General features: G+C 71.7%; 15 protein-coding genes. 4 read left to right on the forward strand and 11 right to left on the reverse strand.

Annotated features, from left to right (window positions below):
* Positions 1-4: 4 nt before the first annotated feature.
* From ACWEPL_RS12260 to ACWEPL_RS12280, 5 genes are read right to left on the reverse strand one after another with little or no spacing between them, the layout of a single operon-like run.
* Positions 5-760: an SDR family NAD(P)-dependent oxidoreductase gene (locus tag ACWEPL_RS12260; protein WP_397367238.1), complete on the reverse strand. Its 756-nt coding sequence runs from the start codon at positions 758-760 to the stop codon at positions 5-7.
* Positions 757-1,929 carry an ATP-NAD kinase family protein gene (locus ACWEPL_RS12265; protein WP_452436081.1) on the reverse strand — a complete coding sequence of 391 codons (1,173 nt, stop codon included), beginning with the start codon at positions 1,927-1,929 and terminating at the stop codon, positions 757-759. Before ACWEPL_RS12265 ends, ACWEPL_RS12260 begins: the two co-directional genes overlap by 4 nt.
* Complete coding sequence (gene gcvPB / locus ACWEPL_RS12270; protein WP_452436082.1) at positions 1,926-3,467, reverse strand: aminomethyl-transferring glycine dehydrogenase subunit GcvPB; 1,542 nt, start codon at positions 3,465-3,467, stop codon at positions 1,926-1,928. Before gcvPB ends, ACWEPL_RS12265 begins: the two co-directional genes overlap by 4 nt.
* The gene (gene gcvPA, locus ACWEPL_RS12275) at positions 3,464-4,789 is read right to left on the reverse strand and encodes an aminomethyl-transferring glycine dehydrogenase subunit GcvPA (protein WP_452436083.1); all 1,326 of its coding nucleotides are present in this window, start codon (positions 4,787-4,789) and stop codon (positions 3,464-3,466) included. Before gcvPA ends, gcvPB begins: the two co-directional genes overlap by 4 nt.
* Entirely contained in the window at positions 4,786-6,771 is a 1,986-nt protein-coding gene (locus tag ACWEPL_RS12280) for a beta-galactosidase (protein WP_452436084.1), read from the reverse strand. Before ACWEPL_RS12280 ends, gcvPA begins: the two co-directional genes overlap by 4 nt.
* Before the next feature lie 103 nt (positions 6,772-6,874).
* Between ACWEPL_RS12280 and ACWEPL_RS12285 the strand changes: the two genes are divergently transcribed.
* The 3 genes from ACWEPL_RS12285 to ACWEPL_RS12295 all read left to right on the forward strand — a co-directional run bounded on the left by ACWEPL_RS12285 (position 6,875) and on the right by ACWEPL_RS12295 (position 8,860).
* The gene (locus ACWEPL_RS12285; protein WP_363983452.1) at positions 6,875-7,522 is read left to right on the forward strand and encodes a GntR family transcriptional regulator; all 648 of its coding nucleotides are present in this window, start codon (positions 6,875-6,877) and stop codon (positions 7,520-7,522) included.
* 463 nt (positions 7,523-7,985) lie between these two features.
* Positions 7,986-8,249 (forward strand): DUF2809 domain-containing protein, encoded by a 264-nt coding sequence (locus ACWEPL_RS12290; RefSeq protein WP_452436085.1) that lies wholly within the window; start codon positions 7,986-7,988, stop codon positions 8,247-8,249.
* Between the two features lie 20 nt (positions 8,250-8,269).
* The gene (locus tag ACWEPL_RS12295) at positions 8,270-8,860 is read left to right on the forward strand and encodes a Pr6Pr family membrane protein (protein WP_452436086.1); all 591 of its coding nucleotides are present in this window, start codon (positions 8,270-8,272) and stop codon (positions 8,858-8,860) included.
* A gap of 254 nt (positions 8,861-9,114) precedes the next feature.
* On the opposite strand, the gene ACWEPL_RS12300 is transcribed toward ACWEPL_RS12295, so the two are convergent.
* A complete protein-coding gene (locus ACWEPL_RS12300) occupies positions 9,115-9,657 on the reverse strand; it encodes an SMI1/KNR4 family protein (protein WP_452436087.1) in 543 nt (180 codons plus the stop codon).
* Between the two features lie 656 nt (positions 9,658-10,313).
* Entirely contained in the window at positions 10,314-10,931 is a 618-nt protein-coding gene (locus ACWEPL_RS12305; RefSeq protein ID WP_452436088.1) for a hypothetical protein, read from the reverse strand.
* 17 nt (positions 10,932-10,948) lie between these two features.
* Between ACWEPL_RS12305 and ACWEPL_RS12310 the strand changes: the two genes are divergently transcribed.
* A complete protein-coding gene (locus tag ACWEPL_RS12310) occupies positions 10,949-11,173 on the forward strand; it encodes a hypothetical protein (RefSeq protein ID WP_452436089.1) in 225 nt (74 codons plus the stop codon).
* An 821-nt stretch (positions 11,174-11,994) separates the two neighbouring features.
* Here ACWEPL_RS12310 and ACWEPL_RS12315 read toward each other — a convergent pair.
* From ACWEPL_RS12315 to ACWEPL_RS12330, 4 genes are read right to left on the reverse strand one after another with little or no spacing between them, the layout of a single operon-like run.
* A complete protein-coding gene (locus ACWEPL_RS12315; RefSeq protein WP_452436090.1) occupies positions 11,995-14,106 on the reverse strand; it encodes an FtsX-like permease family protein in 2,112 nt (703 codons plus the stop codon).
* A complete protein-coding gene (locus ACWEPL_RS12320) occupies positions 14,103-17,273 on the reverse strand; it encodes an FtsX-like permease family protein (RefSeq protein WP_452436091.1) in 3,171 nt (1,056 codons plus the stop codon). Before ACWEPL_RS12320 ends, ACWEPL_RS12315 begins: the two co-directional genes overlap by 4 nt.
* Before the next feature lie 16 nt (positions 17,274-17,289).
* Positions 17,290-18,006: an ABC transporter ATP-binding protein gene (locus tag ACWEPL_RS12325; protein ID WP_452436092.1), complete on the reverse strand. Its 717-nt coding sequence runs from the start codon at positions 18,004-18,006 to the stop codon at positions 17,290-17,292.
* Positions 18,007-18,026: 20 nt separating this feature from the next.
* A complete protein-coding gene (locus ACWEPL_RS12330) occupies positions 18,027-18,959 on the reverse strand; it encodes an ABC transporter ATP-binding protein (protein ID WP_319709680.1) in 933 nt (310 codons plus the stop codon).
* Positions 18,960-19,301 lie beyond the last annotated feature (342 nt).

Genomic DNA, 19,301 nt, shown 5'->3' on the forward strand with positions numbered 1-19,301 from the left:
TGGGTCAGGCGAGCCCGCCGCCGTCGACGACGAGGGCGGAGCCGGTGATGTAGCTGGCCGCGTCGCCGGCCAGGAAGAGCACGGCCTGGGCGATCTCGTCCGGGGTGCCCGCGCGGCCCATCGGCCGGTCCGCCGCGTCGGACCGGAAGGCGGCCCAGTCCTCGCCGAGCTGGCGGGCCTCGTCGCGCAGCATGGGCGTGTCGGTGTCGCCGGGGTTGACGGAGTTGACCCGGATCCCGGCCTTGGCGTGGTCGATGGCGAGCGCGCGGGTCATGTTGACCACGGCGGCCTTGGAGGCGCAGTACGAGATGGCGTTGCCGCCGCCCTTGAGGCCCCACCCCGACCCCGTGTTCACGATCGAGCCGCCGTCGGTCATCGCGGGGATGGCATGCTTGCACATGAGGAACACCGAGCGGACGTTGACCGCCATGACGCGGTCCCACTCCTCGACGTCGAGGTCGAGCGCGGTGGTGCGGCGGATGATGCCCGCGTTGTTGAACAGGACGTGCAGGCCGCCGAAGGTCTCGACGGCGGCGCCGACGACGCGCCGGCAGTCCTCGGGGTCGGAGACGTCGGCCTGCACCGCGATCGCGTCTCCCGCCTCCTCGGCGATCCGCGCCACGGTGGCGTCCGCGCCGGCCGCGTCGATGTCGGCGACCACCACCCGGGCGCCCTCCCGGGCGAAGAGCAGGGCGGTGGCCCGCCCGATGCCCGAGGCGCCGCCCGTGACGATCGCGACCTTTCCGTCGAGCGTCTTCATCCGTCGAACTCCTCACTTGCCGCACAAATGCGATAAATCGTGCTTTCGCGGTATCCAGTGATCACCTGGACGTGCCCGCCGAGCTTCTTGTCGAGGTCCTCGTCACCGCTGTCGGCCAGCAGCGGCCGTCCTTTCAGCGACGCGAGCTTCTGCTGGGTGGCCAGGACGAGGAGCCGTACGGAGTCGCCCCCATCGAGCACCGCGTCGAGCACCCGGGGCGACACCTGCTGGTTGCCCCGCCCCAGCACGAACCCCTGCCCGCCGATGACCGACAGAACCAGCGCCGACTCCCTGCCGCTGACCAGGCCGAACAGCTCGGCCTCCGCGACATCCGCCGCCACCAGGCGGCCGCCCTCGTGGACGCGTTCGACCACGTCCACGCCGAGCAGCGTGGTGGCGAGGCCCAGCGCGCGGCCGACGGCCCGCGTGGTGGCGCCAGGCCCGAGGACGTATCGGACGCCGGGCCGCATTCTGGCCACGACCTCCCGTGCGACCCCCTCGGCGGTGGCGGGCTCCACGCCTGACGATCCGGACTTGCGCCCCGACAGCGCGGCGCGGGCGGCGGGGACGCGCAGGCTGCCGTACAACCGGGGGCTGACCAGGCCGCGGCGGTAGGCGTCCTCATCGAGATCCACCACCTCGGCCTCGGCCGTACGCGCCGGGTCGAACTCCGCCGCGACGAATCCGGCGGCGGCCGGGCTGACGGCGAAACAGCCGGAGTACACCTTCACCCCGGCCGGGACGCCCAGCACGGGCGGCGCCTGGTCGCCGAGCGCGCGGACCGCGTCGAGCACGTCGCGCGCCGTCCCGTCACCGCCCGCGAACAGCAGCAGGTCCACCCCTGCCAGGGCGGCCACGGCGCGCCGCGTGTCCTCCGCGCTCGTCCCGGCGGACCCGCCGGACGACGGCCGGACCAGGTCGTACGGGGTCCCAGAGGCGCGCACGCTGTCCTCGCCCATCCGGCCCGGCACGGTCAGGACCCGTGTCCCGGGACGGCGGGCCACCAGCGTGCGGACGGCCCGCGCCGCCCGCTCGCCGGCCCTGGGCGTCGCGCCCATGGCCAGGGCCGCGCGCTGCACCTCCACGCCGTCGCTGCCTTTGAGCCCGGCCGCGCCGCCGAGCCCGGCGACCGGGTTGACGACCAGCCCGACCACCGCCGCGCCCGTCATGACAGATGCTTGCGGACGTAGGCGCGCCAGGTGGGCGCCCACTCCTTGGGGTCGTCGAGCGACGTCATGTCGATCTTGTGGACGGACTGGTTGTACGGCGCGCCCTTGACGAACTCGGGATCCCGCCGCGCCTCCTCGGCCACGTGCGCCAGGATGAGCGCGTACTCGTCGAGGTCCTCCCTCGAGTACGACTCCGTGGGCTCCAGCGTGAACGGCTCGGGCACCACGTACGGGTGGTGGCTGGTCCAGTAGTGCACCCCGAAGTCGGCCGCTCTGACGCCGATCTCCTCCGAGTGCACCCCGGTCTGCTCCGACAGCTCCTGCCACGAGTAGCGCACCTGCTCGACCCTGCGCCTGTCCCACGGCGCGGACGCGCCCGGGATCTGCAGGATCTTGTGCATCAGGTAGTTGTTGTTGAGTACGGCCGTCTCGGCGACCTGCCGCAGGCCCTCGGCGCCGAGCGCCATGATCCAGGCGTAGGCGCGCACGATGTTCGGGGTGACGCCGAGGAACGGCCGCACCTTGCCGATGGAGGCGGGCGGCGTCTCCAGGCGGTAGGACTCGCCGTCGAAGGCGACGACCGGGCCGGGCAGGAACGGTGCCAGGTCCTCGGAGACGCCGCACGCCCCCGCCGCGGGGCCGCCGCAGGCGTGCGGCGTGGAGAACGTCTTGTGCAGGTTGAAGTGGCACAGGTCGAATCCGGCGTCGCGGGCGCGGGTGATGCCGAGGATGCCGTTGGCGTTGGCCTGGTCATAGCAGGCCAGGCCGCCCGCCTCGTGCACCAGGTCCACGAACTCCCTGATCCGGGGGTTGAAGATGCCGGTGTCCTCCGGGTTTGTGATCATCAGTGCGGCGGTGCGCGGGCCGACTGCGGCGCGCAGCGCCTCGATGTCGGGCAGGCCGTCGGCGTCCGGCATCAGGGTGATGACCTCGTAGCCCGCGGTCTTGGCGCAGGCCGCGTTCGACGGGTGGGAGAACATCGTGGTGATCACCTGGTCGCGACCCGCCTCGCCGCGGGCCGCGTGGTACGCGCGGATCATGGCGATGTTGGCGTAGATGGCCGCCGATCCGGAGCCCGGCTGGAGCGAGACCCGCGCCATGCCGGAGATCTCCGCCAGCATGCGTTCGAGCCGCCAGTAGATCTCCAGCACGCCCAGCACGGTGTCCTCGTGCTGGAGCGGGTGCAGCTCGGCGATGGCGGCGGCGAACCTGTCATTGACCTTGGGGCTGTACTTCATCGTGCAGGTGCCCTGCCCGACGTCGATGTTGAGGTCGACGCCCAGGTTCTCCTGCGACAGCCGCAGGTAGTGCCGCAGCACGTGCAGCTGGGACATCTCGGGCAGCTTCGGCGGCTGCGCGCGGCCCACGGAGTCCGGCAGCTCGACGCGGGGCGCGCCGGGCTCGGGCACGGCGAGGCCGCGGCGGCCGGGCGCCGACAGCTCGAAGATGATCGGCTCGTCCCAGCGCGCCTGGTGGAAGCGGCGCAGCGGCGGCTTCGGCGCGACGGGGAGCTCGGCGAAGGACTCCGTGGTGTTCACAGCGTCTCCTGTACGGCTGCGGCGAGCCGGTCGATGTCGGCGATGGAGTGGCGTTCGGTCACACAGACCAGGACCGTGCGGTCGTCGAGCGGGACGCCGCCGTAGATGCCGCGCTCGCGCAGCCCGTCGAGCAGGGCCGCGCTGGAGGGCACCTCGATGGCGAACTCGCGGAAGTGGATCGCGTCGCGGTGCGGCACCGTGACCGACGCGGCCAGGGCCTCCATGGCGTAGCGGGTGCGGGCCAGGATCGTCTCGCCCAGGTCGCGCATGCCCTGGGGGCCCATGAGCGCCAGGTAGACCCCGGCCGTGATGCCCCAGAGGGCGGCGGCGGTGCCGACCCACTCCTTGCCCTCCTCGCGGTGCGCGAAGGAGGTGCGGTCGTAGTAGACGTCGCCGAAGCCGTACTCGCCGGGCACCTTCGTCGGCGCGATGCCGAACAGCCGGGACGGGAACTCCGCGACCAGCGGCTCGTGGTCATGGGTGGCGATGTAGCCGGCGTGGCCGCCGCCGTAGCTCTGGTGCATGCCGAGCGACTGGATGTCGCCGCAGACGATGTCCGCGCCGTAGGACGCGGGCGGGGCGAGCACGCCGAGGGAGATCGGGTCGGCGCCGACCACGAGCAGCGCGCCGTGCGCGTGGGCCAGGTCGGCCAGCTCGCGGCCGCGGGTCTCGACGACGCCGTAGACGTTCGGGGTCTCCAGGTAGATCGCGGCGTAGGAGTCGTCGAACGCCTCGACCGCGATCTCGCCGCCCTCGCCCACCTCGGCCAGGACGATCTCGACGTCCGGGGCGAGGAAGTCGCGCAACTTGCTCAGTTTGTCGGCGGTGATGGCGGCGCTGACGCAGACCTTCGAGCGCCCGGTGTAGCGGCACGCCATGCGCAGGGCGGTGCCGGCCGCCTGGAAGCCGTCGTAGGTCGGGACGTTGACGACGTCCATCTCCAGCAGCTCGCCCATCATGCTGACGTACTCGAACAGGGCCTGGAAACGGCCGTGGTCCTCGTACGGCTCCCCCGCGTACGCGGTGAGGAACTCGCTCCTCCCGTTCACCTCGTCGCACACGGCCGGGACGTGGTGCGGGTAGCAGCCGTGGCCGAGGAAGCTCAGCGCCTGCTCCGTGTCGGTGACGCGGTCCAGCAGGCCCTTCATGTGGCGTACGAGGTCGTGCTCCGCCGTGAACGGCTCGGGCAGGTCGAGCGGCCGGGCCAGGCGCAGCTCGGAGGGGATGTCGGCGTAGAAGTCCTCGACGCTCGACGCGCCGATCGCGGCGAGCATCTCGGCCCGCACGCCGGGTTCGGCGTTCGGGATGTACGGGTGCGTCACGTGTCTCCTTCGATCCTGAGCACTACGGCGTCGCGCGGGGCGAGCTCGATGTCGCCGCGCAGGCGGGTCTGGGTGAGCAGGTCCGTGCCGGGGTACGGCAGGGTGACCTGCTGCGGGGTGGTCGTGTGGTTGAGCAGGAAGAGGTGGCACCCGCGGCGGACCGCCTCCACGCCCGCGGGCACCTCGACGGCCGCGACGCCGCCGAGCACCTGGTCGAGCACGGGGGTTACGTCGTCGAGCAGGCAGCTGACGTAGGTGACGTTGCCCTTGCGGGTGATCGCGGGCAGGCCGTCAAGGTCTCCGCCCTCGTACGCGGCCAGCACCGCCGCGGGGCCGTCACCGCGTTGGTCGTCGCTGCCGAGGCGCACCCACTCCGTCCAGGTCCTGGCCACGCCGCTGGCGCCCCCCGCGTACCGCACCCGCTGGGTCGCGCCATCGGCGAGCGGCCAGAACTCGTCGATCGTGACGCCGAGCAGGTCGCGCAGCGGGCCGGGCGCGCCGCCGTCGTGGACGCGGTCGGCGGCGTCCACGACGCCGCTGAACGGGCCGATCACCAGCTCTCCGGTGACCGACGCCAGCCTCCCGGCCTGCTCGGGTGTGCACAGGTAGAGGTTCGGGACGATCACGACGCGGTAGCCGGACAGGTCGCGGTCCGGCGGCGCGAGATCGACCGTGATGCCGCGGGCGTGCAACGGCGCGTACCAGGCGAGCAGCAGGTCCTTGAGCTTGAGCCGGTCGGACGGCATCGACTCCGGCGCCTCCAGGCCCCACCAGCTGTCCCAGCCGAGCACGAGTGCCACCTCGGCCCGCGTGTCCGTACCCGCGACCTCCGCGAGTCGCCGCAGGTCGGAGCCGAGGCGGAGGGTGTCCTGCCAGCCGCGCGTGCGCGTGCCGCCGTGCGGGAGGAGGGCCGAGTGGAACTTCTCCGGGCCGTACCTGGCCTGACGCCACTGGAAGAACATCACGCCGTCGGCGCCGTGCGCCAGCGCCTGAAGGCTGTGCAGCCGCATCATGCCGGGCGGTTTGGGGACGTTCACCTCGCGCCACGACACTGCCGACGGCGCCGACTCCAGCAGCAGCCAGGGGCGCCGTTTGAGCGAGCGCATCAGGTCGTAGCTGAGCGCGACCGCCACGTGCGACTCCGGGTCGGCCGGGTCGGGGTAGGCGTCGTCGCTCACCAGGTCCTCGGCCGCGGCCCATGCCCAGTAGTCGAGGCCGTGCAGGATGCTCATGAAGTTCGTGGTGACGGGAACGTCCGGGGTCACCACGCGCAGCACGTCACGCTCGGCCGTGAACAGCTCCAGGAGCGCGTCGCTGCAGAACCGGCGCCAGTCGAGGAGCTGAGCCGGGTTGATCGGCCCTGGCGCCTTGCGCGGCGGCTCGACCTGGCCGAACGCGGTGTAGTGCTGTCCCCAGCAGGACGTGCCCCAGGCGGCGTTCAGCGACTCGATCGTGCCATGGCGGGCCTCCAGCCAGGCGCGGAAGTGCCGGGCCGACTCCGGGCAGAAGCACTCCAGCGTATGGTCGGCGTACTCGTTGCCGACGTGCCACATGGCCAGGGCGGGGTGGCCGCCGTACCGCTCGGCCATGGCGGTGGCCAGCCGCACGGCGTGCTCGCGGAAGACCGGCGAGCTGGGGCAGTAACCCTGGCGCGAGCCGAACTCCAGCCGCACCCCCTGCGCGTCGACCGGCATGACCTCCGGGTGCTCACGGACCAGCCATGGCGGCGGGGTCGCGGTCGCGGTGGCGAGGTCGGCCGCGATGCCGTGCTCGTGCAGCAGGTCCAGGACGCGGTCGAGCCAGCCGAAGTCGTACGCGCCGGGCCGCGGCTCCAGCCGCGACCACGAGAAGACCGCGACGGTGACCATGGTCACCCCGGCCTCGGCCATGAGCCGCATGTCCTCGGCCCAGACCTCCTCGGGCCACTGCTCGGGGTTGTAGTCGCCACCGAACAACAGCCCCGGCACGCGCGTCAGGCTCACTCCCGCTCCTTCCTCGTGATATTTTGTATTCAGAATTCATAGTGCAGTATTTTGTATCGCGTCAAGCGGTAAGCTTGGCCCGGCCGAAACCCGAAGGAGCCTCATGCCCATCGAGCGGCGACCGCTTCGCGAGCAGATCAGGGAAGAGCTGCTGACCAGGCTCGACCGGGGCGACTTCGTCGCGGGCACCGACGTCAACGAGGCCGCGCTGGCCGCGGAGCTGGGCGTCAGCCGCACTCCCCTGCGCGAGGCCCTCATCACCCTCGCGGGCGAGGGCGTGCTGGAAAGCAACCAGGGCCGCGGCTTCAGGTTCGCGCCGGTGAGCCGCAAGGAGTTCCGGGAGCTGTGCGAGATCGTCGCGGCGCTGGAGTCGCTCGCACTCGACTGCTCCGACCCCGACCACCTGCGCCGCATCGCGCCCGAGCTGCTGACGATGGCCCAGGAGTTCCCCGACCGGATCGCGGAGCAGCAGGAGATAGAGCGTCACGATGACGAGTGGCACGACCTGCTGCTGAGCGGCTGCCGCAACGAGCGCCTGCTCGACCTCATCACCAGCGTCAAGGCGGGGATGCGCCGCTACGCCCACCTGCTGGCGGGCGACGACACTCCGCTCGAACGGGAGGCGACCGAGCACCGCCTGGTGGCCGAGCTCCTCATCGCCGGAGACCTCCCCAAGGCCGCACAGGCCCTGCGCGACAACTGGGTCAACGGCATGGAACGCATGATGTCCCGCATCCCCTCAGCCGATTAGCCCCCCGGCCCGCGCCTCCCTCTCTCATCCGCCCACCGCTCATCCCAGCGGCACAATCCCCGCACCCCGTTTCACCAGCCGCACCACCGGGCCGGCCCCATCATGGCCCGCACCAGCCGGTCGACGGGGCGAGGTCTTGGTGGCCGGTCAGCACCACGGCGGCGGGCCTGCCGTTCACGGCCGGCAGCGACACCGCCACCGGCCGGTCCAGTTCGCTATGTCAGCACCTCGAACAGCCGGCACCTCGGCGCGCGGGGCTTTGGTGGCGGGGTCACGACGGGCAGGGCGGTCAGCGACGCCCGTCAACTTCTGCCAGACCAGCAGATAGCCGGCCTCGAGAAACAGGCGAGGGCAGAGAACGCAGGCGGCCTGCACGTAGCACGCCCACGAACTCGACAGCGACATCCTTCTGAGCAGGCGCGCGGAGGTGTCCCGCAATCGCTCTGAGCGCTAACGTGATCTGATGCCCCGCCTGCCCGCTCTCATCGCATCGAAGTACGCGGGCAACGCTCTCTACACTGCGCTGATCTACACGCTGGTGACGCCGCCGCCCCTCCCCGAAGCGAAACCCTGGGTGGCGGCCGGCACCGGCTGGATGATCGAGTTCACCCAGCTCGGCGATATCCCGGCCACGCTGCGACCGCTGCTGCGCAGCACGTTCAACCCGCCCGACCTCTCCTGTTACACGGTGGGCCCCGCAACAACCCGGACCGCGCACACGCTCTGACTACGGAGGACGAAGACGGAATGACAGCGTGGCGGATCCTGCTGCTCACGGCGACCGTGGCGGGCCTGGCATGCCTGGCGACGTCAATCGGTCGCCCCTGGGCGTACTTCACAGTGCAGAGCAACGTCATGCTCGCGCTCTACTACGGCTGGCGGCTGGTCACCTACCGCAGCAGGTCGGCCTCCCCCGACGTCAAAGGCGCGGTGACCTTATACCTGCTGGTCACGTGCCTGGTGAACTACATCTCACGCGACCTCGCGAACCCACTGGCGCTGCTCGACGGCGGCGGCGTGCGCGGGCTGGGCAACTTCCTGCTGCACTACGTGACGCCCGTCATGGCGCTGGTCGACTGGGCCGCCTTCGACCGGTCGCGCCGGGTGCGCTGGGCCGCCCCGTTCGCCTGGCTGGGCTACCCGCTCCTGTACGGCGCCTTCGTGCTGCTCGCCGCCCCCAACCTGCCCCGCCGCTACGTCTACCCGTTCCTGAACGTTGAACGACTGGGCTGGCCGACAGTCGCGTCGCTGGCAGCCGCCGCACTGGCCGCCTTCGTGGTGCTGGGCTACGTCCTGTTCGGCGTCCACCGGCTCACGACCAGACCAGCGGACGCTTGAGCCCGCACCGAATCTGGCATCGTCCGCAGAGGGGATCGACCTTGACGACCCCGGCCGCCACCTCATCCAGCCCTAAGGAATCATCCCTTCGTAGGAGCAAGCGAACAGGTGGAACCTGGCGGCGATGAGCTTTCGCGACTCGGAGCGCACGACCAGGCGGGCCGCCCCCGCGATCAAGAAGTCCTGACGAACGGGGCAGCGACGTGTCCACCGGCCCTGATCCCTTCTCCGAACCAAGGCCAAGCGAGTCGTACTCAGCGGCACATCGCATCGACGAGTTCCGAGAAATGCGGGAACTCTGCTCGTGCGGCAGCCACGATCTGGGCGGGGGCACGGCGGCGACCGGGTGCGTGTCGTTCAGCGATCGCATGGAAGGCCTCATTCGGCTCCGCAGGCAAGTCGGGATCACTGAATGCCTCCGCGGGACCCAGACCAGCGGCGAACAGCCAGAGGAGATCACCAAGGTCCCGGGCAATCACACCGCGCTCACCCTCGGAACCGATGTAGACAACGGGCTGGTCGGTGATCGCCACATCAGGCCGTACCAGCCAGAAGCCGGTGTAGTCACCCGTCCCGGTCGCGCCGAAGAAGCGGAACTCGCTACCATCGACCTCTTGGTTGCCGGTCCACAGCTGGAACCACCACGCCGTCCGATCGGGCTCCTCGAACTGATCGTATAGCTCGAAGTCACAGCCGCGAGCCTCGTCGGCTTCCTCATCCCACTCCCACTCGAAGCCAACCTGAGCCACCTCGGCCAGGGCAGTGGGCAATACGAGACCTTGAGACATGTCCGCCATCCCAAAAGATTAAACGATCACCAAAGGCTGCTGGAAACGTGGCGCTTAAAGCGCGGGAGCGCTCGAGGATCGCCCGACAACAGGTGCTCCGGAGTGCCCGAGGTCGTTGCGGCCATCACCATCGGCCGGGCCAAGGCCGACAGTTCCGTCGCCCGCACCATCACCAAGCTCTGCCGATCCGACCTCCTCGCGATCGACGACATCGGCCTGCTCCCGCTCAGCCACAAGACAACCGAAGCCTTGTACCGCCCGGTCGATGCCGCCTACCAACACCACCTCTCGCCATCACCATCAACATCCATCCCTCCGGGTTCAACACGATCATCCCCAAGCCCACCGCCACCGCCTCATGCGCCACGCACACATGGTCAAGGCCAGCGGTGAATGAGATCTCATGGCCGCTTGCCTGGACCGGGGTGGCCGCCCGCCTGGACAAGATCGTGGCCGTCCACATCCAGCGATTACATGGGCAACATCAACAGCTGAGCGGCTGGTACTCGAAGACACCTACCACGTGTGAGTACCAGCCGCTTTGACTGGTGGCGGCCCCCACTCCGGCAAGGCTTTGGTCGTACGGACGGCACCGCCTCATGATCGCTGCCTGTCGGCCGATTGTCCCGTCTCGCACGGGTTCGGGGTTTCGTCCTCGGTCTACCTCAGCGCCCCGCGAACCGGTGCAAGGCGTCGAGCACAGCCGGGGCGGGGGTATTCGGGTGGTCGGCGTCGTGCAGCAGGTGGTCCACTCCGGGCAGTGGCACCCGGCCCGGTCCGCCGACGTGCGCGCGGCGTAGGGCGGCGGTCAGGGCGTCCGTTGTAGCGCAAGGGACTTGGGCGTCGTTCGTGCCGCAGGTCAGCAGTACCCTGGTCCACGGCCGCAGGGCCGCGGCGGAGTCAGGCGGGTAGACGGCGTCGTCGCTGATCACAAACCGGCCGCTCGCCCCTTGGAAGGCCTCGAAGAGCTTGGCGATGGCGGGCGGCAGGTTGGTGGTGTCGACCGGTCGGTGTTCGCGCAGGGCGGTGACGGCGGCGTCGATCGCCGCATCGATCGCGCGCTGCTGCTCCGGGGTGAACTGACCCTGCCGGGTCGCCTCGGCGATCTGGGCGTGCAGTTGCAGCGCGACCAGGTCCAGCATGCGGATCGCCTGCGGTTGCAGCAGCGCCAGGCCGGTCGGGCGCGGGTGGACGGTGCCGCCGAGCAGCAGCGCGGTCATCGCGCCCTCGCTGTGCCCGACGACCATCAGCGCGTGCGGGTCGGTCTCCGGCTGATCGCGCAACGACTCGTAGGCGGCCTTTGCCTGACGGACGACCCGCGGCGACGAAGACCGCGTTCGCCGACGCGGTGGCCGCCGTCGTCGCCGTGTCCATGGCCGTGGGGCGGCGCTTCGCCAGGAGCTTCGTCGTCGACGCGTTGTCCCCGTGGCTGGTGGCCTGCGCGGTGACCGGCGGTCGTCTGCTGGCGCCGGCCGGGCGAGGCGAGTTGATCAACACGAGTGCGCTCTTGGGAGCGGTGATGTGAGCGCGGCATCATTCCCGGTGATCTGCGTGTTCACCGAGGCCTTTGGTACGAGGCACCCACTCCGCGACCGTGGTATTCGCAGGTTAACCATCAGGGTCACCCTGGGGTGCTGTCACTGTGGCTGGACACGTCCGCTGTACGGCTGGACGCGCCGCCGGCCGGCTGCCGCGGAGCCAAACGAGACGGGCCGGTACCGAATGGGTGTCAGCGTGCGACCCGGTGCGAGCACGGCCACGATCACGGTGAACGACTTCAGCACCGAGGTGTCCCTGGCACGGGCGTTTCCGGCCGAGACCTGGCCGCATCTGGGCGCGTACATCGACGACGACGCAACCACCACCACCTTCGACAACCTGGCGGCTTCGGCGTATGCGTCCGAAGTACTCCAGACGTGTGCCCCGCGGTCCTGCGTCGTCTACACGGGGCACGAATTCTTCCAGGGGTGTGACACCCGCCTGTGGTCTCTACGACAACCATCGCGATCTTCCCGTGGACTCGGCCTGCGCCTTGTTGATCATGTTTGGTGATCGTCCCTGAGCTGCTGGAAGTCTTCCTCCCCCACTTGGCCGGTGTCCGCATCGAGCGAGTCTTCCGTTCCGGTGAGTCGGTACGGATCCAGGCCAGAACGGGCACGTCGCAGGCGGCATGTCCTGCGTGTGGAGGGGTGTCGGAGAGGTTGCACAGCCGATACGAACGGCGGCTGTGCGATCGCGCCATCGGTGGCCAGGAAACCTGTCGGAGACGGCCGTCACGGCCGGCGTGCTCGCCTGGCGAGAGCAGGCTCGCGCAGGGGCCGTCATGTTCGCCGGCAGTCGGCCGGCTCAGCTGTCGCCCGCGCGGAGTACCTCGCTCAGCCGTCGTCGGCGGCGTAGCGCCGATTCGACGGGCACCATGACGGCGACCGCCGCCAGGAACACGACCGCCACCAGGCCGAGCCCCCACCACGGCAACGCCAGGGCCGGATCGGCGCCGGTGAGCAGGCGCAGGGCGAGCGAGCCGAACGTCAGGCGGGCGAGCAACACCCCGAGCAGCGGACCGCCCGCAGCGGCGACCACCACCGGCGGCAGCAGTTCTCCCGCGGCGACCCAGCGAGCCTCCCGGGGCCGCAGTCCGAGGGTGCGCAGCCGGGTCAGGGTCTGCCATCGCTCCGGCGCGCCGGCTGCCGTGCCGAGAACGAGTCCCAGCAGGCCCAGAACCGGCAGGGTTACAGCCGAGACCCACGCCAACCGCAGGAGCCCCGAGGCCAGCGGCCCATCCGCAGTCCCGTGGCCGACAGCGGCGCCAAAGGTAAGCGCGTACGAGGTCAAGGCCACGGAGGTCACGAGCACCAGCAGCGGCAGCACCCGGGCCGAGGTCGCCGCCGCCTTCGCGGCCCCGAACACCGCCAGCGGCCGGCTCGACCGCAGAAGCCGCTTGAGCACGAAGCGCATCACGAGGGGCAGCGCCCGCGCCAGCACGAGCGCGCCTGCGAGCGCGCAGAGGGCAGGCGCGCTCGCGGGCAGCACCCCGCCACCGACTCCACGCTGGTACAGAGCGACGATGGCGCCGGACGCGGCCGCCAGCACCCCGGTCTCAAGGGCGGCCCGCCGCAGTCGTACGGTGTTACGCACCCACCGCCGCGCACTCCGGTTGGCCGGGACGCGGCGATCCCGGGTGGCGCGGGCGGCGGTGAGCGTGCCGAACGCCGGTCCGGCGGCGACGGCGGTGACCACCACGGGAGCCACCCACTCCCAGGAGGCCCCCGGCGCGACGGCCCGGGCCAGACCGAGCCCGGCCGCCGCGGCCAGCAGCGCCATCACGGTGGATTCGAGCAGCAGTTCGCCACCGATCACCGGTAGCGACATCCCTCTCTGCCGGGCGGCGGCCAGGGCGGGAGCACGGCGGTGCACCAGCAGGTCGGCCGCGAGCAGCAGTACCAGGACCGCGACGGCGAGCAGGGTGATGAGCAGGATGGACGCCTGCGCGGACGCGGCGTCGACCTGGGAGCTCACGTTCCGCAACACCCCGTCGAGCCGGGTCTCCCACTTCAGCGAGCCGTCCCGGGCGCCAGAGGAGCCGGAGGCCGCCTTGAGCGCGACCACCTTCGCGGCGACCGACGGGACCTCGTCCCAGGTGAGCCGGGTCGGTTCGGGCGTGAACCAGACGGTACGCCGCAACTCGTCCTGGCCGAAGGCGAGCCGGGCGTCGGGCAGCGAGTCGCGTGACAGCAGCCCGGCGAACCGGGTGCTTCCCGTGCCGTCCGCGCCGGCGACGGGACTCAGCAGCGAGGGGAGGAGCCGCCAGGCGGGATCGGCGCTGTCCCGAGGCCGGAAGATGCCGCTGACCTGGACCTTCTTGACATTCCCCTGGTCGTCTGCCAGCGGGAGGCGGGAGCCGGGACGGAGCTGGAGAGCGGCGGCGTCCGCCTCCGACAGGCCCACCTGCACCGGCCACGGCGGCGCGCCGTAGGGAACCTCCGCCGTCGCGGAGGCGGTGGGCCGGGGCGGGCCGCCCGCGATCCAGGTCACGTCGGGCCCACCGTCGCGGGCCACATAGGCGAGCTGGAACGTACGCAGCACGCTGCCATCGGTGATCTTGAGGGTGGGGCTGGTGACGGTGCCGACGGGTGGACGCAGGGCGGCGCGCAGGCCGGGGCCGAGTTCGTCCGTCGCCCTGGCTCGGAAGTCGTCGACGTCCTCGGCGAGGCGGGGGTGCCGGACGCGGCTGCCGTTCGGCCCGTCGTCGCCTTCCATGCGGGCGTGGACCTGAAGGTCGCCGCCGGTCCTGCGTACCGCGTCCCGTACGGCGGCGTCGGCGGTCGCGGACAACGTCGGCGGCATCGCGCCGGCGAGCAGCGTGACGACCGCCACCACGACGGCGGCCAGGAGCAGCGGCCCGGCGTCCGCGCGGGCGCGGCCGACGACGCTGGGCCAGTGCGGTGCCGGGATCCTCACGACGCCACCCGCAGATACGCGGCATCGGCAAGCTGGGCCTGGACGACGACCACCGCGCTCACCGCCAGCGCGCACCCGGCCAGCAGCCCGGTGAGCAGGGCGGCCTCGGCGGCCCACGGCCAGACGGGCAGAACCTCGGGGACGGGAGCGGCGCCGGTGTCGGAGCGGACGAGCAGAGGCGCGACGACGCGGGTGGCCAGCGCGCCGACGACCGCGCCCGCCGCGAGCAGCGGCAGCAGGATGCCGACGTGCTGGCCGAGCAGCACGGTACGGATCTCGCGCCGGGTCATCCCGAGACCCCGCAGGCGCGCCATCTCGACCGCGCGGGCCCGCAGGTCGAACGTCACGTGCAGGACGATTCCGGCGATCATCAGCAGCACTGCGGCCGGTACGAGCAGCCGGAGCACGGCCGGGAGCCCGGCCCGCAGCGGGCCGCCGGTGAGCCGGGCGGTCTCGGACGCGCGCGTGGTGACGCTGCCGAGGCGGAGATCGGCCGCATCACCTCTGGCGGGATGGCCGACCCACCACGCGTCCACGGGCACGTCGAAGTCGCCGCTGACGGCGAGGGCACGGGAGAGGGCGTCGAAGTCGGCCAGGATGGCCGCGGCACCCGGAGCGGACGGCACGGCCGGCAGCACCTCGGCCACGCTGACCTGTACGGGGGTGAGGCCGACGGTGAGGTCGAGCCGGGAACCGCGCCGGGCGTCCACCTCGTCGGCGAAGCGGGCGGAGACGGCGACGGGCACCGGTCCCGGGGCCGGGAAAGCAGTGGCGACCAGGTTCCTGGCTGCGTCCGGCGGGCCCTTCAGCGCGACGGTCGTGGTCATCCTCAGCTCGGTACCCGCGGGGGTGCTGGTCAGGGCGACGGCCGGATTGCCGAGCTGCCCGGGGGCCGGCCCGGCTGAGGTGGCGGTCCAGGGCGATGCCCCAGAGGCTGTTCCCGCCACGGTGAGAGTCACGGCGACGCGGCTGTCCCCCGTCGGGGGGTCCGCCAGGGCATCGGAGTGGCCGGTGCCCACGTTCCCCGTTGCGATCGCGAACGGAAGGGACACCGCGACCAGCCGGAGCCCTTCGGCCGTCGCGCAGTCCGGCAGCGGATGCGCTTTGCCGTCGAGCGGGATGGGTTCACCAGTGCAAGGAGTACGCAGCCCTGTCGCATCCTGGAACAGCAGCCGGGGCGTCACGGTGAGCGGCGTCGTACCGGTTGCGTTGGCGACCAGGGAGAGCGCGGCTCCGGCCGGGACGGGAACACCGGCGGCGCGCGTCGGCGGCGCGAGACCGGCGCCCACAGCGTTCCAGGTGCGTCCGTCGTTCAGCCGTCCGCGCAGCAGCGCCCCGGCACGAGTGGTGTCCACGGCGATCAGCCGCGGCGGGTCACCGGCGCCGCCGAGCCACTGCCCGACCGCGACGCCACGATCGGTGGCCGGGCTCACCTCTCCCCCGCTGGCCGCGCCGACCACCGGGCCCTGCCCGGCGGCGGGCGGGGCGGTGAGGGTGAGCGCGAGATCGGTGCCGACGGACAGATCGGCCTGGTCCTGCTGGGAGCGCTGCCACGTGGCGTCGAACCCGATCCCGTACGTGGCCGCCGCGCAGCCCAGCCCGATGAGCAGCCCCGCCGCGACCGCTTGTGGCCTGCGGGCGGCTTCGAACGCGGCCAGCGGAACCATCAGCCCGCGAGCCCGGCCGGCCAGCCGTTCCACACCGCGCAACGCGGGCCACACCAGGCGCAACGTCACCGCGGATCCGGCGATGAGCAGCAGCGCGGGAGCGAGCACTCGTACGGCGTCGACGGGAGACCCTGAACCGGTCGGCTGATCGCGTAACTGCCACCAGCCGACGGCGGCGAGCGCCACGAGCAGCAGGTCGGCGCCAGATCGGGCAAGCAGATCCCGCCGCCCGCGTACACCTCCGGAAGGGGTCCGCAGCGAGGGCACGACGAGCACCACCGCCAGCGTCAGCGCGCCGCCGGCGACGGACAGCACCTGTACGGCGTTCACGCCGAAAGATGTGGCGAGCCCGGCCCCGGCCATGGGCGGCAGCCGGGTCAGCCCGGCGTGCAGGGCGGACGACGCCGGGATCGCGACCGCGGTGGCGAGCACGGCGAGCGCGCCGGCCTCGACGAGCGCGGCGGTGGCGAGTTGACCGCGGCCGACGCCCAGCGCGGCCAGCAGGGCGGTCTCGTCGCTGCGCACACCGGCGCTGAGCCGACCGGCGAGGGCGAGGGCGGTCGCGGTCAGGACGAGGCCGATGGCGGCGACGGCGAGCACGGCGGCCGTGGTGACCCGCTGCTGATCGTGGGCGGCCAGCAGGGTCGAGGGCAATCGGGAGGCGACTCGCTGGATCCGTACCCGGTCGCCGAGCGTCTGTCCCAGCCGGCGGTCGGCGCCGAGCACGGCCTGGGTGACGGTGTCGAGGTCACGGCCGGCGGGGGCGGACAGGTCGGGGTGGGCGCTGATCTCCAGCCGGTCGAGGGTGGAGCCGCCGCCGAGCAGGTCGGCGAGGTCGACGATGAACGGCCCGTACGCGTGAACCGGCTGTGCGGAGCGGCCGTCGCGGTAGGCCGGATCGTATCCGGTGGCGGCGAGGGGGTCACGGTCCCAGCCGGTGCCCGGCAGCGGGCGTACGACCCCGACCACGCTCACCTCGATCCTCTGGTCGGGATCGTCGGCCAACTCTCTGCCGAGGCGGACCCGGCTGCCGACAGTCAGGCCGAGCTGCCGTGCGGTGCTTTCCAGGACAACGGCCTCCGTCGGCGCGACACCCGCCCGCGGCAGGCGTCCGGCGGCCAGCCGGGTGCGGGCCGGCAGGTCCTCCATCCCCGACAGGTACGCCACAGCCGGAACACCGGCGCTGGGGAGCGACCGCATCGCGGACGACGCGCGCGCGGCCGTCGTTGTCGCGAACGGAGCGAGGGCCGAGGTCAGCACGCCGAGGGTGTCGTCGGCGACGGATCTCGCGTGCTCGCCGCGAATGGTGACGGTGTAGGCGGTGACGTCGATCTGGTCGGAGGTGGCGCGAGAGGCGGCAGTCTCCAGCGCCTGCTCGGCGGTACGGGTGAGCAGGAGGGCGCAGGTGCCCAGCAGCGTGGGGCCGACCACGGCGACGGCCAGGAGGGCTGCCAGCAATGGCCATTGCGCACGGGCTCGCCGGGCGACCAGCCTCAGCACGGCCAGCTCTTACTGATCACGAATCGCCCTGACCGTTGGAGCGTCCGTCGAGCCGCCCATCAGAGCGCATGCCGGGATGCTCGTCGAGATGCCCGTCGTTGATGCGGATCACCCGATCCGCCAGCGCGAGCATCGTCGGATCATGCGTGGCGACCAGCGCCGTCACCCCTTCGGACTCCACCACCCCGCGCAGCAGTGCCATCACCGACAGACCGGTCTCGGCGTCCAGCTGCCCGGTCGGCTCGTCCGCGATCAGCAGCCGGGGCGAGGCGGCCAGCGCCCGGGCGATCGCCACCCGCTGCTGCTGCCCGCCGGACAGCTCAGCGGGTAGTTGCTCGGCATGGGCGGCCAGTCCGACCAGTTCCAGCAGCAGCGCGACCCGCCGCTCACGCTCCACCGGCGGTACGCGGGCCAGCCGCAGCGGGGCGCCCACGTTCTCCGCGGCCGACAACACCGGGATCAGGCCGAAGGTCTGGAAGACGTACGAGACCTTCTCCCGCCGTAGCAGGGACAGGCCGTCCTCGTCGAGGGCGGTGATGTCCGTTCCGTCGACGAGGACCGTTCCGGAGTCCGGGCGGTCCAGGCCGCCGATGATGTTGAGCAGCGTGGTCTTGCCGGAGCCGGACCTCCCGACGAGGGCGGTCATGGTGCCGGCCGCGAGCTCGAACGTCACATCCCGCAACGCGTGCACGGCGGTCGCCCCGCTGCCGTACCGGCGATGAACGCCACGCACGCTGACCAGGAGCCCGCCGTTCATCCGGCCCCGCCGCCGTCGGGACGGATCGCGACGTGATCGGCTTCCAGCACCAGCCGGACCCGTCGCGTCAACGCCAGCGCCTCCCGGTAGTCGCGCGGCACCTGAATCCGCCCTGCCCGGTCCATCACCGCGTATTCCTCGGCGATCACCTGCGGGGCGCCGTCATCTCCGGTAGCGGTACGCCGCAACACTTCGCTGCTCGTGCGCCCGTCGCGAATCGCCACCGTCCGCTCCACCTGCCCGCTGACCGCGGGATCGTGGGTCACGATGACGACGGTGACGCCCAGCCGCCGGTTGATCTCCCGTAACAGCCCGAACACCGCGGCCGATGTGGCGCTGTCCAGTTCCCCGGTCGGCTCATCGGCCAGCAGCACCCTGGGCTCGTTGGCAAGGGCCACCGCGATGGCCACCCGCATCTGCTGCCCGCCGGACAGCTGCGCGGGCCGCCGCTCGGCGCACTCGGCGACGCCGAGCAGGTCCAGCAACTCGGCAGCGCGCCTGCGGCGTACCCGGCCGGGAGTGCGGGCCGCTGTCATCGGCAGGTCGACCATCTGCCGCGCGGTCAGGTACGGGATGAGGTTGGCGGCCGTCTGCTGGCGTACGAGTCCCACGGTGTGCCGCCGATAGCGGACACGATCGGCCCGCGACATGTCCAGCAGATTCCACTGATCGACCCGCACCCGCCCGGCGGTGGGAGCGTCGACCCCGGCCAGGATGGACAACAACGTCGACTTCCCCGACCCGGACGCTCCGACGACGGCCACCATCTCCCCGCTGTCCACGACCAGGTCCAGCCCCTGCAGTGCCTGCACCTCGACCGACCCGGACTGGTAGATCCGCACCAGGCTCTCGCACACGATCAGCGCGTCTCGTCCGAACTCCGGCGCCTTCGCAGGCGGCTGCGGCAGGGATAAGGGCGTGATGGACATCCCCCTCCTCAACCCCGGCACGGCTCTGCCTCAGGGCCAGACTCTATCGTCCTCGCAAATCGGACCCAAGACTCTTTCACACCGCGGATCTCACCGTGCGCTCGCGTGAAGGGTGTCGATACTCCGTTCACGGTCGTGAGCTGCGGGTTTGCTTGGCTTCCCGGTCGGAGCGGCGCGGGCCGCTGCGCCGCGGCGGCTTCGTCACCTAGGAGCTGTTTGGGGTTCGGATCTTGGTGAGGGTCGGTGTTGGGCTGGCCGTGGCTGGTAGAACTCGGATGTGGCGCGCTTCGATGTGACCGATGCCGAGTGGGCTTTGATCGAGCCGCATCTGCCGGTGGCGGC

This window comes from Nonomuraea sp. NPDC004186 (assembly GCF_053603495.1).